General features: G+C 52.0%; 16 protein-coding genes. 3 read left to right on the forward strand and 13 right to left on the reverse strand.

Features of this window, described 5'->3' with window-relative positions:
• The first annotated feature begins 82 nt into the window (after positions 1 to 82).
• On the forward strand, positions 83 to 1885 hold the full coding sequence (locus KP014_RS01745; RefSeq protein ID WP_090833846.1) for a glycosyltransferase 87 family protein: 1803 nt from the start codon (positions 83 to 85) through the stop codon (positions 1883 to 1885).
• 87 nt (positions 1886 to 1972) lie between these two features.
• On the opposite strand, the gene KP014_RS01750 is transcribed toward KP014_RS01745, so the two are convergent.
• The 7 genes from KP014_RS01750 to KP014_RS01780 form a co-directional block, all read right to left on the reverse strand.
• Positions 1973 to 2716 carry an SDR family oxidoreductase gene (locus KP014_RS01750; protein ID WP_090833847.1) on the reverse strand — a complete coding sequence of 248 codons (744 nt, stop codon included), beginning with the start codon at positions 2714 to 2716 and terminating at the stop codon, positions 1973 to 1975.
• A gap of 54 nt (positions 2717 to 2770) precedes the next feature.
• Positions 2771 to 3676, reverse strand: coding sequence for an SDR family oxidoreductase (locus KP014_RS01755; protein ID WP_036599700.1), 906 nt, complete (start codon positions 3674 to 3676; stop codon positions 2771 to 2773).
• 329 nt (positions 3677 to 4005) lie between these two features.
• Complete coding sequence (locus tag KP014_RS01760; protein ID WP_036599697.1) at positions 4006 to 4593, reverse strand: TetR/AcrR family transcriptional regulator; 588 nt, start codon at positions 4591 to 4593, stop codon at positions 4006 to 4008.
• A gap of 300 nt (positions 4594 to 4893) precedes the next feature.
• A complete protein-coding gene (locus KP014_RS01765) occupies positions 4894 to 5505 on the reverse strand; it encodes an alpha/beta hydrolase (protein ID WP_036599694.1) in 612 nt (203 codons plus the stop codon).
• On the reverse strand, positions 5502 to 6452 hold the full coding sequence (locus KP014_RS01770; protein ID WP_036599691.1) for a ring-cleaving dioxygenase: 951 nt from the start codon (positions 6450 to 6452) through the stop codon (positions 5502 to 5504). The genes KP014_RS01765 and KP014_RS01770 overlap by 4 nt, the downstream gene beginning before the upstream one ends.
• A 46-nt stretch (positions 6453 to 6498) precedes the next feature.
• Positions 6499 to 6894, reverse strand: a complete 396-nt coding sequence (locus tag KP014_RS01775; protein WP_036599689.1) for a DoxX family protein — start codon at positions 6892 to 6894, stop codon at positions 6499 to 6501.
• Between the two features lie 85 nt (positions 6895 to 6979).
• Positions 6980 to 7456, reverse strand: a complete 477-nt coding sequence (locus KP014_RS01780; RefSeq protein WP_051500387.1) for a MarR family winged helix-turn-helix transcriptional regulator — start codon at positions 7454 to 7456, stop codon at positions 6980 to 6982.
• A 183-nt stretch (positions 7457 to 7639) separates the two neighbouring features.
• On the opposite strand from KP014_RS01780, the gene KP014_RS01785 reads away from it, so the two are divergent.
• Both KP014_RS01785 and KP014_RS01790 read left to right on the forward strand, forming a co-directional pair.
• Positions 7640 to 8377 carry a futalosine hydrolase gene (locus KP014_RS01785; protein WP_090833848.1) on the forward strand — a complete coding sequence of 246 codons (738 nt, stop codon included), beginning with the start codon at positions 7640 to 7642 and terminating at the stop codon, positions 8375 to 8377.
• Positions 8374 to 9222 carry a 1,4-dihydroxy-6-naphtoate synthase gene (locus KP014_RS01790; RefSeq protein WP_090833849.1) on the forward strand — a complete coding sequence of 283 codons (849 nt, stop codon included), beginning with the start codon at positions 8374 to 8376 and terminating at the stop codon, positions 9220 to 9222. Before KP014_RS01785 ends, KP014_RS01790 begins: the two co-directional genes overlap by 4 nt.
• A 209-nt stretch (positions 9223 to 9431) precedes the next feature.
• Here the strand turns inward: KP014_RS01790 and KP014_RS01795 are convergent, their stop codons facing one another.
• The 6 genes from KP014_RS01795 to KP014_RS01820 form a co-directional block, all read right to left on the reverse strand.
• A complete protein-coding gene (locus tag KP014_RS01795) occupies positions 9432 to 9848 on the reverse strand; it encodes an NUDIX hydrolase (protein WP_216700445.1) in 417 nt (138 codons plus the stop codon).
• A 34-nt stretch (positions 9849 to 9882) separates the two neighbouring features.
• Positions 9883 to 10242 (reverse strand): putative immunity protein, encoded by a 360-nt coding sequence (locus tag KP014_RS01800; protein ID WP_051500278.1) that lies wholly within the window; start codon positions 10240 to 10242, stop codon positions 9883 to 9885.
• 32 nt (positions 10243 to 10274) lie between these two features.
• Entirely contained in the window at positions 10275 to 10820 is a 546-nt protein-coding gene (locus KP014_RS01805; protein WP_036597916.1) for a GrpB family protein, read from the reverse strand.
• Between the two features lie 68 nt (positions 10821 to 10888).
• Positions 10889 to 11464 (reverse strand): hypothetical protein, encoded by a 576-nt coding sequence (locus KP014_RS01810; protein ID WP_036597914.1) that lies wholly within the window; start codon positions 11462 to 11464, stop codon positions 10889 to 10891.
• Between the two features lie 174 nt (positions 11465 to 11638).
• Complete coding sequence (locus KP014_RS01815; protein WP_036597912.1) at positions 11639 to 12013, reverse strand: hypothetical protein; 375 nt, start codon at positions 12011 to 12013, stop codon at positions 11639 to 11641.
• 30 nt (positions 12014 to 12043) lie between these two features.
• On the reverse strand, positions 12044 to 12565 hold the full coding sequence (locus KP014_RS01820) for a GNAT family N-acetyltransferase (protein ID WP_090833851.1): 522 nt from the start codon (positions 12563 to 12565) through the stop codon (positions 12044 to 12046).
• Between the last annotated feature and the right edge of the window lie 49 nt (positions 12566 to 12614).

Below are 12614 nucleotides of genomic sequence, written 5' to 3' on the forward strand. Positions count from 1 at the left end.
AGTTGAAGGCTATTCAGGATATCTTCAGGTCCGGCTTTTATAATGGCTGTATTTCAAGACAAGAATGAGAGGAGACAAGCGTGTGAACCTGATTAAAAATCATAAATGGATCGCCGCCCTGACCTTGGCGCTGCTGATGTCGCTGGGCATTTGCATATATTCCTTGGCAAAAGTAAGCGGCGGCGGTGCCCCCGATACCGGTGCCGGCATGGGGCAGCGCGGCGGCGAAGGAGCCTCCTTCCGCAGCGGAGAGAGAAGCGTGTTCCCGGGGAACCGGAACGGATCGCAGGCCGCTGGGCAGCAGAACGGATGGGCGGGCGGCCTGCAGAGCGCGGCGAGCGCCGGCGATTCCGGTGCGACAGACGGCTCCGAGCAAGAACAAGACGGCGGCGCAGGTAGCGGCCAGCAGAGCGGAGCGGCAGGCGGTTCACAGAACGCGGCAAGCGGCGGCAAGGACAGCTCCGGGCAAGGACAGGACGGCGGCAGTTCCGGCTCTGGATTCACACGCCCTTCCGGGATTAACGGCGGCGGATTCGGCGGCGGTGCAACGCGCGGCGGATTCGGAAGCGACGGCCAGTACGGAACGGCGCTGGCCGTTTACGCGGCGCTGTTCGCCGGGCTGCTGGGAGCGGCCTTCTATTATGCGAAGGCGGGCAGGCTGCGCGTTAACGAGAGCCGCAGAGGGCTTCTCATTGGCCTGCTGCTTGCCGCAGGGCTGTGCCTAAAGCTTGCCGCCGCCCCCTGGATTTCCGGATACCGGGGCGACATCCGCTTTTTTACAACCTGGGCGCAGACGGCGGCAAACGGCCTCGGCTCCTTTTACGAGAACAGCTCCAGCGATTACCCGCCGCTTTACATATACATCCTGTACGCTACCGGCAAAATCGTCACGCTGCCACAAATCGAGCCCTTTTTCCTGACGCTGATCAAGCTGCCCTCCATCATCGCGGATGCGGTTACCGCCGGGCTGCTGTATAAGGCCGCAAGCCGCTATCTAAGGTTCGAGACGACCTTCTTGATCGCCGGTTTCTACATGTTCAACCCGGCGGTGTTGATCAACGCCACGTTCTGGGGACAGGTCGACTCCTTTTTCACCATGATCGTAGTCTTGTCCGTTCTTGCGATGACCCGCCGGAAGCTCGGGTGGGCGGCTTTGTTCCTGACCCTTGCCATTCTGATGAAGCCCCAAGGCATCATCTATTCGCCGGTCCTGCTGTTCGCGCTTATCAGGACGGGCAAGCCGGGGCCTTGGCTGAAGGCGGCGGCGATTGCCGCCGTGACGACCGTTATTGCCGCGCTGCCCTTCTCTTCAGGCAAGAGTCCGCTGTGGCTCTATCAGCTGTACAGCGGCACGGTGAACGAGTACCCTTACGCTTCAGTAAACGCCTTTAACCTGTTCGGGCTGATGGGAGCCAATTACGAGGACTCTTCATCCACGTTTCTGCTCTTCAGCTACCATGTTTGGGGCTTAATCTTTATCGTTGCCGCCACGCTGCTGTCGGGCTGGTGCTACTTGCGCAGCCGCAGCGCGGCGTTCGCCTCGCTGTCCGCCCTGCTGCTGATATCCGGTGTGTTCACCTTCTCGTCAAGCATGCATGAGCGCTATTTATTTCCGGCGGCGGCTCTGGCGCTGCTCGCCTACGCTTTTTTCAAAGACAAGCGCCTTCTGTGGATGGCCTTTGGCTTCAGCGCCACGATCTTACTCAACACCTATGCCGTCTACTACGGTTACACGAGCCGCGACGGCCATGTCGGCTTCCTGCTGTTCTTCTCGGCGCTGATCAACATCGCCCTGTGCATCCTGCTAGTTAAAGTGATGCTCGATTGGTCGCGGCAGCCGAATGCTATAAGTCTCGAAGCTGCTCTCCTTCCGGAGCGGTTATGACCATATTTGCGCTCGATTACACGAACAGAACGCAGCGGCACTCCGAGACTTTATTCTCATGTCCCGGAGTGCTGCTGCTATTTTTCTTTAAATAAATCCGCCATTAACACGAACGGTCTGCCCAGTCACCCACTGCGATTCCGGGCTGGCCAGAAACAGCACTACATTCGAGATGTCTTCCGGCTCGCCCAAACGTCCGAACGAATTGGAGTTGCCCACCGCCTTGATCTGCTCCTCCGTTTTCCCTACGGTAAAGAGCTCCGTGTTTACCGGACCCGGCGCAACCGCATTAATGGTAATCCCTTTCGGTCCAAGCTCTTTCGCCAGCTGACGGGTGAACTGCTCCACGGCTCCCTTCGTTCCGGCATAGGAGCTGTAGGTCGGGAACATCTGGCCCGTCACCGATGTGGAAAAGTTAATGATGCGTCCGTTCTCCTTCATGTGCAGCGCCGCCTGTTGGATGGCAAAGAAAGTCCCTTTGACATTAATCGCAAACTGCTTGTCGAAATCATCTTCCGTAATGCTCGCGAGCGGTTTCGTGATCATGATTCCTGCGTTGTTAACGAGGATGTCCACCTGGCCATAGGCGTCCAGCGTCTTCCGGAACAAGCTCTCGACCTCCGCCACCTTGCTGATATCCGCTTGAATCGCCACCGCTTCTCCGCCATCACGCTTGATTCCAGCTACTACATCCTCCGCTTTTGCAGGGCTGCTCGCGTAATTGACGACAACCTTTGCCCCGTGAGCTGCCAGTTCCTCCGCGATTTTTTGTCCTATTCCGCGCGATGCGCCCGTTACCAAAGCTACTTTGCCTGCAAGATTCTTTTCCATTATATATCCCATCCTTTTTTGTATTGTTTATTCATTTCTTAATAAATCAATCGATTACTGCAAAACAGCCGGTTTCAACAGCTCCTCCAAACCAAGGCGATGAACGAATTCAATGCGCAGCTTCTCCGACAGCTCGGTCACTTCGGCAGCGCCGTCGTTCACGAAATCGATGACCGACCGTGCCGGACGGCTTCCAGCCGGCAGGTTGACGATTCGGGCGACTTCGTCTGCGACCGCTTGCGGATCTGCGTCAGGCGGAGTCAGGGCACTCAAGCGATTCCCTACCTCGTCAAGCAGGTAGTTAATGCGGTCATAGGCCGCGGAGGTCTGCTCATCCTGCGGATGGCCCGCGCTTGGAAAATGGGATGTCCCTTGCGTAAACGCGCCGGGTACGACGAACGATGTTTCGATGCCGAACTTCGCAACTTCGTAAGCCATCGTCTGGGCCAGGGAATCCATTGCTGCTTTGGCGGCTACATAAGGTCCAAGGAACGGCGGGAAGCCGCCGCGTACGGTCGTGCTGCTGATCCAGAGCAGCAGGCCGGATTGCTGCGCCCGCATGTACGGCAGCGCTGCCCGGTTTACCCTCTGCGTACCAAGAACATTCGTATCGAACACCTTGACCATTTCCTCCGGCGAGAACGCTTCGACAACCCCGACAACCAAGTGGCCGGCATTGTGCATAACAACGTCCAATCTTCCTTGCTCCTCTACGATCGTCTGCACCGCACGATCTGCGGATTCCTGCGAAAGCACATCCAGCTCCACAGCCTTTAGCTTATAGCCGTTCACTGCGGCGTAATCATGAAGGGCTTTCGCTTTCGAAGCATTGCGCCCCTCTACGTCACGCATGCTGGCATATACCGTATGACCAGCGGCCGCGAGCGCGCGGGCGGATAAATTTCCGATTCCGGTGCCTGCGCCTGTTACGAGTACAACGTTCTGTTTGCTCTGAGTCATGTTTAACATCTCCTTTTGGGGATTGGGCTGTGCCCTATCGTTCAGCATCTCGTTTGTGTGTTCTTGTTGTTCTTGATGATTTGATTATAGAATGACACAAAACAAATGTCAACTAACAAAATCGTTTTTTTGTCATTTATTTATTTGTACGCTGTCCTCAGCCTTTCGCACATTGATTCCAGTGTTGGTGTAACCCTTGAGTAGATGTCTTGAAGCTCCCCAAGTCTCGGCATCCGCTGCCAAATGCCTTGCCGCCTCCCCAGGACAAAAAAATACGCCTCTTAGAAACAAACATCAGGATAACCTGACCTGTTTCTAAAAGGCGTAATTTACTTAAGTCCGGAAAGAAGCAATCGCCATACCGTATCGAAGTCTTCCTCGATCGTCTCCGACGACCACTCATGAGCATGGGCAGGATGATGAAAGCTTGATGTTGCCAGGAACACAGCCCTTGAAATGGCATCAGCCGAATCCGGTTTGAATTCGCCCGCCTGCATGCCGCGTTCGATAATCGACGCAATCTGCTTCATCAGGCGATTGATATGCATCGTAATCATATCGCCTGTTTCCAGCGTAACGTCTGCATACATGACAAACATCTCAGCATCATCCACCGCATACATCCGCTTCTTCTTTATGAGCGTCTCCAGCCATAAGCGCAGTTGCTCCGCAGCGCTCCCCTTAGCCGTATCTGCAATTCCCTCCAAAGGCTCGGCAATGCTTTTGTCCAGCCATCTCTCCGTAACGGCCTCCCGCAAAGCAGCTTTGCTCGCGAAATGCCGATATAGCGTTCCGTGACTGACTTGAAGAAATTTGGCTATATCTATAACGGAGGTTTTATCTGGTCCATAACGCCGCAGCACCTGTTCCGCGGCATCCAAAATCGCTTCTTTCGTCAATGGCAATTCATTGGTCATATTACTGAAGAGCAATCGTTCTTTGTATTAGCGGCTGGCTCATTATTTGATTGCTCGCGCGCCCCCTCTGTTTATTATCATAGCACAAGAAACGGTTAAAACAAATATCAATATCTTTATTTTGTCATTTATTATGACAGATGATGGCTCATCAGGGTCACTAGATCACTATTACGAAAAAAAGAACGCAGGACCGGCGCCCTCGCCCCTGATCCTGCGTCTTCCTTTATGTTAACGGGTCGCCCTGCACCTATAAGGCGCAGGACCCTCCCGGAATTGCCCGGGCAAGCGCCCGGCGCATTATTTAAAGCTTTGGCCGTCCAGCCAATCCTTCGCCGCTTCCGCTTCGGCGGCGCTCAGCCGGTGTCCCTGGTTGCTCCAGTGCAGGGTCACGTCCGCTCCCGCACTTGCCAGCAGCTCATGAAGCTCCTTAGTCTCCGCGGCCTTAACGAGAGGGTCGTTAACTCCAGCTCCGATGAAGACGGAAACGCCGCCTAAAGGCTGAGGAGTGAGCCCGCGCAGCGGAACCATCGGATGCAGCAGCACCGCGGAAGAAAAAAGGTTTCCGTAATGCAGCAGCAGACTGCCCGCGATATTGGCTCCATTGGAATAGCCGACGGCCGTAAGCCGGGCCGGATCGAAACCGTATTTTGCCGCCGCCTCATCCAGAAAGGCTTTCACCTCATGTGTACGAGCGATCAGATCGGCTTCGTCGAATACGCCTTCCGACAAGCGCCGGAAGAAACGGGGCATCCCGTTCTCCAGCACATTGCCCCGGATACCCAGCAGGGACGAGCCCGGCGACAGCATCTCGGCAAGCGGCAGCATATCATGCTCATTGCCGCCCGTCCCGTGAAACAGCACTAGCGTCGGCTTGGAGGAATCGGATCCTTGCCGGAAGATATGAATCATTCCGCCTTCACCTCAATTTCCCGCACTTGAAATGGAGCCAGATTGCGCTCAATCTCCGCCCGGTGCGGCTCATACCATGCCGGGAGCATCAGCTTTTCGCCCAGGTGATCCGGATCCTCGTCGTTCGCAAAGCCGGGAGGATCAGTCGCAATCTCGAACAGGATGCCGCCCTCTTCACGGAAGTAGATGGCGTTGAAGTAATTCCGGTCCTGAACCGGAGTCACATGAAAGCCCCGGCTCTGTACGAAGTCTCTCCACTCCAGCTGCTCCGCATCGTCCTTGGCGCGCCAGGCGATATGGTGCACTGTACCGCTTCCCCCCGCGCCAAAAGGCAGCGGGTCGGTCTTGATATCGATAATGTTGCCGTACGGCCCCTCCGCTCTGAAGCGCACATAACCGTCTCCTTCGGCTACTCTTTCAAAGCCGAGCGTATGGACCAGCGTATCTTCCGTGCTCGCCGGATTTATGCTGTACAGCACCGCTCCGCCAAATCCCTTAATGGCATGTTCTACCGGAATTCCGCCAAACGACCAAGCGCTTAATGGCCCTTCTTCACGCTCCACCAGTTCGACCCGCAGGCCGTCGTAATCAGCCAGGGAAAGATAGGTCTCCCCAATGCGCTGAACGGTGGTATAGGAGATGCCGTAGGTGTTCAACCGTTCTTCCCAGAATCCAAGCGAACCGGCAGGCACGGCATACGTCGTCACGCCGACCATGCCGCTGCCGATTCTACCTTTCCGCCCTATAGGCGAAGGAAAGAACGTGATGATCGTACCCGGCGTACCGCTTTCGTTGCCAAAGTACAGGTGATAAACCTCCGGCGCGTCGAAATTGACTGTTTTTTTCACCAAACGTAAACCAAGAATGCCTGCATAAAAGTCCGCGTTCCGCTGAGCGTCTTGAACAAACGCTGTAATATGATGAATACCTGCTGTTTGAAGTGTCATAATAATCATTCTCCTCTCGGTATTAGAAATTAGAAGGTCAATCGGATTAGAACAACAGATGATCCAGTGAAATAGAGCCGGGGCCCGCCAGCGCGACACCCGCCGCCACAACAAGCAACGTCAATGGATATTCATAACCGTTTGCAGTGGCCCAGAAACCATTGGATAAATGTACCTTCATCGCTCCGGCCATGGCCAATATCAGCATCAGGGCCCCAACCGGTGTGAACAGCCCTGCCGCGAATAACAATCCGCCTCCAAGCTCAAGAATTCCAGCCAGCACCGCCATCGCCACACCCGGCTTGATGCCGACCGATTCCATCCATCCGCCTGTTCCCTTCGGGCCGTAGCCTCCGAACCAACCGAACAGCTTCTGCGCTCCATGACCGATAAAAGCAACACCGATAAACAAACGAATCAACAATAATCCTACACTAACCATTTTTTATTCTCTCCATTCTCTTGTGTTTAATAATCTTAATCTTAAGATATTTGGCAAAAATTTATGGGGCTTCCCGGCAATTAAGCTAGGAACCGGCCCCTTTACCAAGCAGTTTCAACCATTCGGTCGCCTGCTCCTTCTCCTCCGTGTTCAGTCCGCCCATCATTCTGTGAAGCATCGCTACATGCTTCGGAAAAATTTCGTCGAACAGCTTCCGGCCCTCCTCAGTAATCTCCGCGTAAGTCACGCGGCGGTCCTCACTGCAGGGGACGCGCTTCAGCAGCCCCTTCTTCTCCAGCTTGTCGATGTTGTAGGTGATGCTCCCGCTGGTGACCAGAATCTTCTCTCCGATCTGCTGCAGCGGAATGCGGGTTCTGTGATAGAGCACCTCAAGCACCATAAACTCGGCGGAGGACAGCCCGTAGGTCTTCATATCCTTGACCGCCCGGTCCATCAGACTCCGGTAAGCCTTGGACAGCACCACGAATAACTTCAACGATGCCGCTTCATCCTTGCCGTGTACATCTCCGGCTATGATCAGTTCCTCTTTCGGTCCGCTCATTTCAATCACCTCCATGTTCACCAAGTTGTCTTTAAGATAATTATCTTTAAGTTAAGATAAATATACATCCTTATTTTTATTTTGTCAACACTCTCTGCAAAATAAACCTGAGGCGCTTTATACATAGGCTGGGAAATTGACCTGACCCCCAAAAGGGCGTATCCTTTTCTTTGCGAAAAAAAGATGTTTTCTATATATAAGGAGGCCTGCGCGGTGACTTCCCGCTTTGACCCCGGCCATGCCGGAGAACAAGATTTATCCAAGCCAGGACAAGCCCTCCCGGGCGTCCTGATTGTGACCGCCGTGGAAGCCGAGGCGGAGGCCGTCCGGCGCGGTCTCGGCGGCGCGGACGGGTTCACCGTCATCGCCGCGGGCGCGGGCCCTGCCGCCGCGGCGGCCGGAACCGCCGCTGCCCTTGCAGCCGGCTCCTACGGCTGCGTCGTCAGCGCCGGGATCGGCGGCGGCTTCCCCGGCAGGGCGGCGCTCGGCTCGCTGGTCGTTGCCAGCGAGCTCGTCCATGCCGACCTCGGGGCCGAGACGCCCGAGGGCTTCCGCAGCGCGGCCGAGCTCGGCTTCGGCCGCACGCTGTACCCGGCCGACCCGGGCCGGGCAGCGAGGCTCGCCGCCGGACTTGCGGCGGCGGGGCTTGACGTGAGCACGGGACCGGTGCTCACCGTCTCGGCGGCGACCGGCTCCGCGGAGACGGCCGCCGCCCTCGCGGCGCGCGTGCCTGGCGCAGCCGCCGAGGCTATGGAAGGCTGCGGGGTCGCCGCAGCCGCCCTGGCGCTGAATCTCCCGGTGCTGGAGATTCGCGCGATCTCGAACCCGGTCGGTCCCCGCGACCGGGACGCCTGGCAGATCGGCGAGGCGCTGGAAGCGCTCGCCGCCGCCGGGCCCATCCTATCGGAGGTGCTGAAATGACCGCAGAACTAAATATTGCTTACTCGCCCTGCCCCAACGATACGTTTGTCTTTCACGCCTGGGCGCATGGGCTGGTGCCGAGTGCGCCGAAGCTGAATGTTACCTACGCCGACATCGACATTACGAACAGTCTCGCCGCAGACGGCACAGGCCCTGAACTGTTGAAAATCTCTTATGCCGCCCTTCCTTGGACGCTGGACCGGTATAAGCTGCTGCCCTGCGGCGGCGCGCTTGGCCGGGGCTGCGGTCCGCTGCTGCTGACCAAGGGCGGACCGCAGGACGCCAGCACGTCGGCGCTGTCCGGCCGCTGCGTCGCCGTGCCCAGCGAGCGCTCAACCGCCTACCTGCTGTTTCGGCTGTGGGCTGCGCAGCAGGTGCCGGGAGGCGTTGGCGAAATCGTCGTCATGCCTTTTCATGAGATTATGCCTGCCGTACGGGACGGCAAAATCGACGCCGGACTCGTCATCCACGAAGCCCGCTTCACCTATACCTCTTACGGGCTTCACATGCTGGTTGACCTTGGAAGCTGGTGGGAGAGCGACACGGGACTTCCTATCCCACTCGGCGCAATTATTGCCCGCCGCGACCTCGATACGGACGCCATCAGCGGCTGGATTCGCACCTCTCTCCGGCACGCCTGGGGCAACCCGGAATCTTCGCGGGAATATGTGCTCAGCCATGCCCAAGAGCTGTCTCCGCAGGTGGCCAAGTCGCATATCGATCTGTATGTGAATGACTTTACGATGGATCTGGGCGAGAGCGGCTACGCCGCCATATCGGCCCTGCTGGACCGCGCGGCGGGTGAAGGGCTCGTCCCCCCAATCGATCCTGCGCTGCTGCGTTAACTGCACAGCAGCCGCCAAACCGCAAGTCCCCCCGGGATGCTTTCTGTCTGAAGCGCTCCGGGGATTTTTGCGTAAACAAGCTTCCTGCCGTTTATACCATTACCATTGCTCCCCATTCTTCCTCCATGCGCTTTCAGCCCCCGGCATTATGGCTCAGGGATTTTTTACGAATCCGCCTTATATAACGATCCGCATCACCTTAGTTCCTTTCAGATACTGTCACTCAAAGATAATTTTACTAAGGCTTGGTTATATAATTCTGGTTGGATTGCTGGATAGGTCAAATCTCGCGGTAATCCCTTCATAAAACACACTTGTCCTATCTCACTTTCTCGTGGCAGGTGGCCAATTTCTTTGACTTCCGAATAATACAAACCGCCATAAGTTTCCTCGCCATTTGCATCTTTAACTGAATAGACACATAGGGGGATCAGACTATAAGATTGAACTCCAGTTTCTTCAACAAGCTCACGCCTGGCTGTTTCATCAATGGCTTCACACGGTTCCCTTTTTCCCCTTGGGATCTCCCAAGTATCTCGTTCCCTATGTTTCACATAGATCCATTCGCTCTCATATTCCGCAAAAATCACAGCATATTTCAATCTCGCATCATCAATCGTATTCAAGTCATAAAAGGTTACTTGCATAAAGATCCCCTTTCTAGTTTCCCAAGTCGAGCAAGTACTGGAATTGCCAATTACGTTCCTTGGCGGTGTTAGCTCCAGCATCAGAGGGGGCGGCGGCGCGAGCTGCAGCTTGATTGGTATCACGAGCAGCGGCGTGGGCGGAAAATGCGGCAGTACGAGCTTCGCTCATCGCGATTTCACCACGCGCACAGGCACGCCCTGCTTCGATAGCTTTTCGAGGTCGGCAATCCTTAGGGTACTTCTCCTCAAAATATGGGAGTACATGCTCGGCGCAGTCAGCAACCCAGGGCACCAAAGTCCTCTGATCCCACCTACTCGGAAGCTCTGCTATCGACTTACTTATTTTTGTATCGACAAATTTGGCTGCTTCCATTCCAATTCTCCTTACAGCTAAAGTCATATCCACTACACATCTGTTTTTCCAGGTTTCCAGCCTGTTTCTTGCGACCAAATGTGGGCTTTCTGCAAAATATCCCATACGATCGGACCTTTTCCTTCAACATACTTCGGCCGGTCGTTCTTAAAAAGGTTCATCAGTCGATGTTTTTCTTGAATATATCGTTGACGATCTTCAGAAGAATGGCGAAGGTAATCTCGAAAAAGCAATGTCAATTGCTCTGAATAACTCCCTGCCTGTCTAACATGAATATGAATCCTTCTATTACCTGGTACCTCGCGAAAATACTTTTTAGTTCTATCCGGATTCTCTGGTCTTAGTTCAAATCCATTTTTCTCAATCAACCATTTGTAACTGGCCTCATCCTCAATATTTTCGACTGAAATCTGAATGTCAATAATAGGTTTGGCATCCATACCTATAATGGAAGTTGAACCGACATGATCAATTCGAATGGCCCGTTCCCCTAATGAGTGTCTTAGCTTTAATCCAATTTCAAGAAAAAGATCTCTCCATTCAGCATCAAATGGGGCTATCCGCCACTGATCTTCCATAATCAGCCTCCTTTGAGTCATCCTCAATATATAAATATAAGAGTGAATACGGTGTTATACGAAGGATTTTACTTCCTCGAATATTTATATAACATCATTCCAGAATAATTTATATAAAAGCCACTTTTAATTTTCTCGTACTCTTCGGGTTCGATACTAAAGGAAAAATCAGATTCTGGACCCCATCCCGTTTCCCCTAATTGAATTTCATGCTTATTTACGTCAAATATATGAAAGTCTGAATACGAGCCAGTACTTTCAAATGTCCCATCCCCATTAATCTTCATGTTATAAAGAAAATATCCACTTTGATCATCTAAATTATAGGTTGTATGGAAACTAAAATAAATGTCATTCCCTCTATTCCATACCTCTTTAAGAATGATATTTGTATCATGCATATTCATAAGTTTCTTATTTATATTCAATGGCTTTTTTTCATTAAAAGGTATCCAATTGGGGCTGACAAATAGTTCTATAACAACAGGATTATTTATTGCTGAAACCTTATAATCCTGATGATATAAAATATTATTCAAAACTTCCTTATTTTTATTGTGTTTTTGAAAAAAATCCCACCCCCGAAATGCACAGAACAACAATATTATAAAAAGAATAACTGTTAAAATTACTTTGTTTTTCACAACTTTAATCCTTTCTGAAGTCTCTTGTAATGTGGGCGGTTACTGCGGCGTGACCGACGGGCCTTTTTTAATGTTCCCCTTCGAATTTCATGGAAGGCTTAGGAGCAGTTCCGTAGTGTGAATACGGTGTTAGCTGATGTGTCTGCCTAATATAAATTTGTTTAGAGTATTGATTTATGTTTTTATTCTAGGCATCATTGCCGTTAATATAGCAACAAATATTAATTGTATGAGTCCATAAATAATTGGGATGAAAAGCTCCCAAAGCCCCCAATCCCACGGGAAGCTTATCCAACCTCCTGAACTGTCAGAAAACCTAGCGTATGTCATAAAAAGCAATCCTGGAATGGTAGAGGTCGCTATCCAAATTTTAAATATTTTGAGTCCTTGACGATGTATCATCCAACAATTTATCAATGAGATTATTAGTAAAAAACTATATTCGATTATTATGAAATAATTAATTTCTTCAAAAAAAGAACTTTGATATATTACGCCAAAAAGCACATGTATAATTACAATAAATAAAAGTCCGAGTATTTCTTTCATGCTCCCTCTCCTGTCTCTCTATACCCTGAATTACGCAAAAAATGCTTCCGGGTATTTCAACTCACCTTTAATATTACTTAACTCATCTTCTTTCAATTCACATACCATAAACACTTCATCTGGAACTTGAAACTTTTTTAAATCTAATCCATATTGTCTCGCTGGTTTAAAGCCAAACTTAGGATAGTATGAAGGATGGCCTATTAACAATACGACATAATATTTATACTCTTTACATCTCTTAAGTCCTTCAAATATTAATTGCTTTCCGATCCCTTGTTTTTGATGATCAGGTTTAACTGCAATAGGCGCTAATACGATCACCTCATGCTGATTATTTCCTTCAACTATCACTGCCTTGCTCATTAATAAATGCCCTACTATCTCTTCGCTTTTTTCTGCAACAATAGAGAGCTGCGGAACAAAATATCGAGATTCTCTTATCCGTTCAACTAATCTCGCTTCGTCCTCACGATTTCCAAATGCCACATAATTGACGTTATGGACTTGAACGTAATCATTTGGGGTTTCTGTTCGAATGATAATAGACATTAGATGCTCCTATCATATGTTTTCAATTTGTAGTCTTTGCATTAAGAGA

Origin of the sequence: Paenibacillus sophorae, assembly GCF_018966525.1 — a bacterium.
GTDB lineage: Bacteria > Bacillota > Bacilli > Paenibacillales > Paenibacillaceae > Paenibacillus_AQ > Paenibacillus_AQ sophorae.

Bases quoted from the DNA above. Each gene is read 5' to 3' on its own strand.
- KP014_RS01765 (WP_036599694.1), bottom strand. From the start codon at position 5,505: ATGATTCATATCTTCCGGCAAGGATCCGATTCCTCCAAGCCGACGCTA.
- KP014_RS01805 (WP_036597916.1), bottom strand. From the start codon at position 10,820: ATGGAAGATCAGTGGCGGATAGCCCCATTTGATGCTGAATGGAGAGAT.
- KP014_RS01790 (WP_090833849.1), top strand. From the start codon at position 8,374: ATGACCGCAGAACTAAATATTGCTTACTCGCCCTGCCCCAACGATACG.
- KP014_RS01755 (WP_036599700.1), bottom strand. From the start codon at position 3,676: ATGACTCAGAGCAAACAGAACGTTGTACTCGTAACAGGCGCAGGCACC.
- KP014_RS01770 (WP_036599691.1), bottom strand. From the start codon at position 6,452: ATGACACTTCAAACAGCAGGTATTCATCATATTACAGCGTTTGTTCAA.
- KP014_RS01820 (WP_090833851.1), bottom strand. From the start codon at position 12,565: ATGTCTATTATCATTCGAACAGAAACCCCAAATGATTACGTTCAAGTC.
- KP014_RS01750 (WP_090833847.1), bottom strand. From the start codon at position 2,716: ATGGAAAAGAATCTTGCAGGCAAAGTAGCTTTGGTAACGGGCGCATCG.
- KP014_RS01785 (WP_090833848.1), top strand. From the start codon at position 7,640: ATGTTTTCTATATATAAGGAGGCCTGCGCGGTGACTTCCCGCTTTGAC.
- KP014_RS01800 (WP_051500278.1), bottom strand. From the start codon at position 10,242: ATGGAAGCAGCCAAATTTGTCGATACAAAAATAAGTAAGTCGATAGCA.
- KP014_RS01775 (WP_036599689.1), bottom strand. From the start codon at position 6,894: ATGGTTAGTGTAGGATTATTGTTGATTCGTTTGTTTATCGGTGTTGCT.
- KP014_RS01780 (WP_051500387.1), bottom strand. From the start codon at position 7,456: ATGAGCGGACCGAAAGAGGAACTGATCATAGCCGGAGATGTACACGGC.
- KP014_RS01760 (WP_036599697.1), bottom strand. From the start codon at position 4,593: ATGACCAATGAATTGCCATTGACGAAAGAAGCGATTTTGGATGCCGCG.
- KP014_RS01815 (WP_036597912.1), bottom strand. From the start codon at position 12,013: ATGAAAGAAATACTCGGACTTTTATTTATTGTAATTATACATGTGCTT.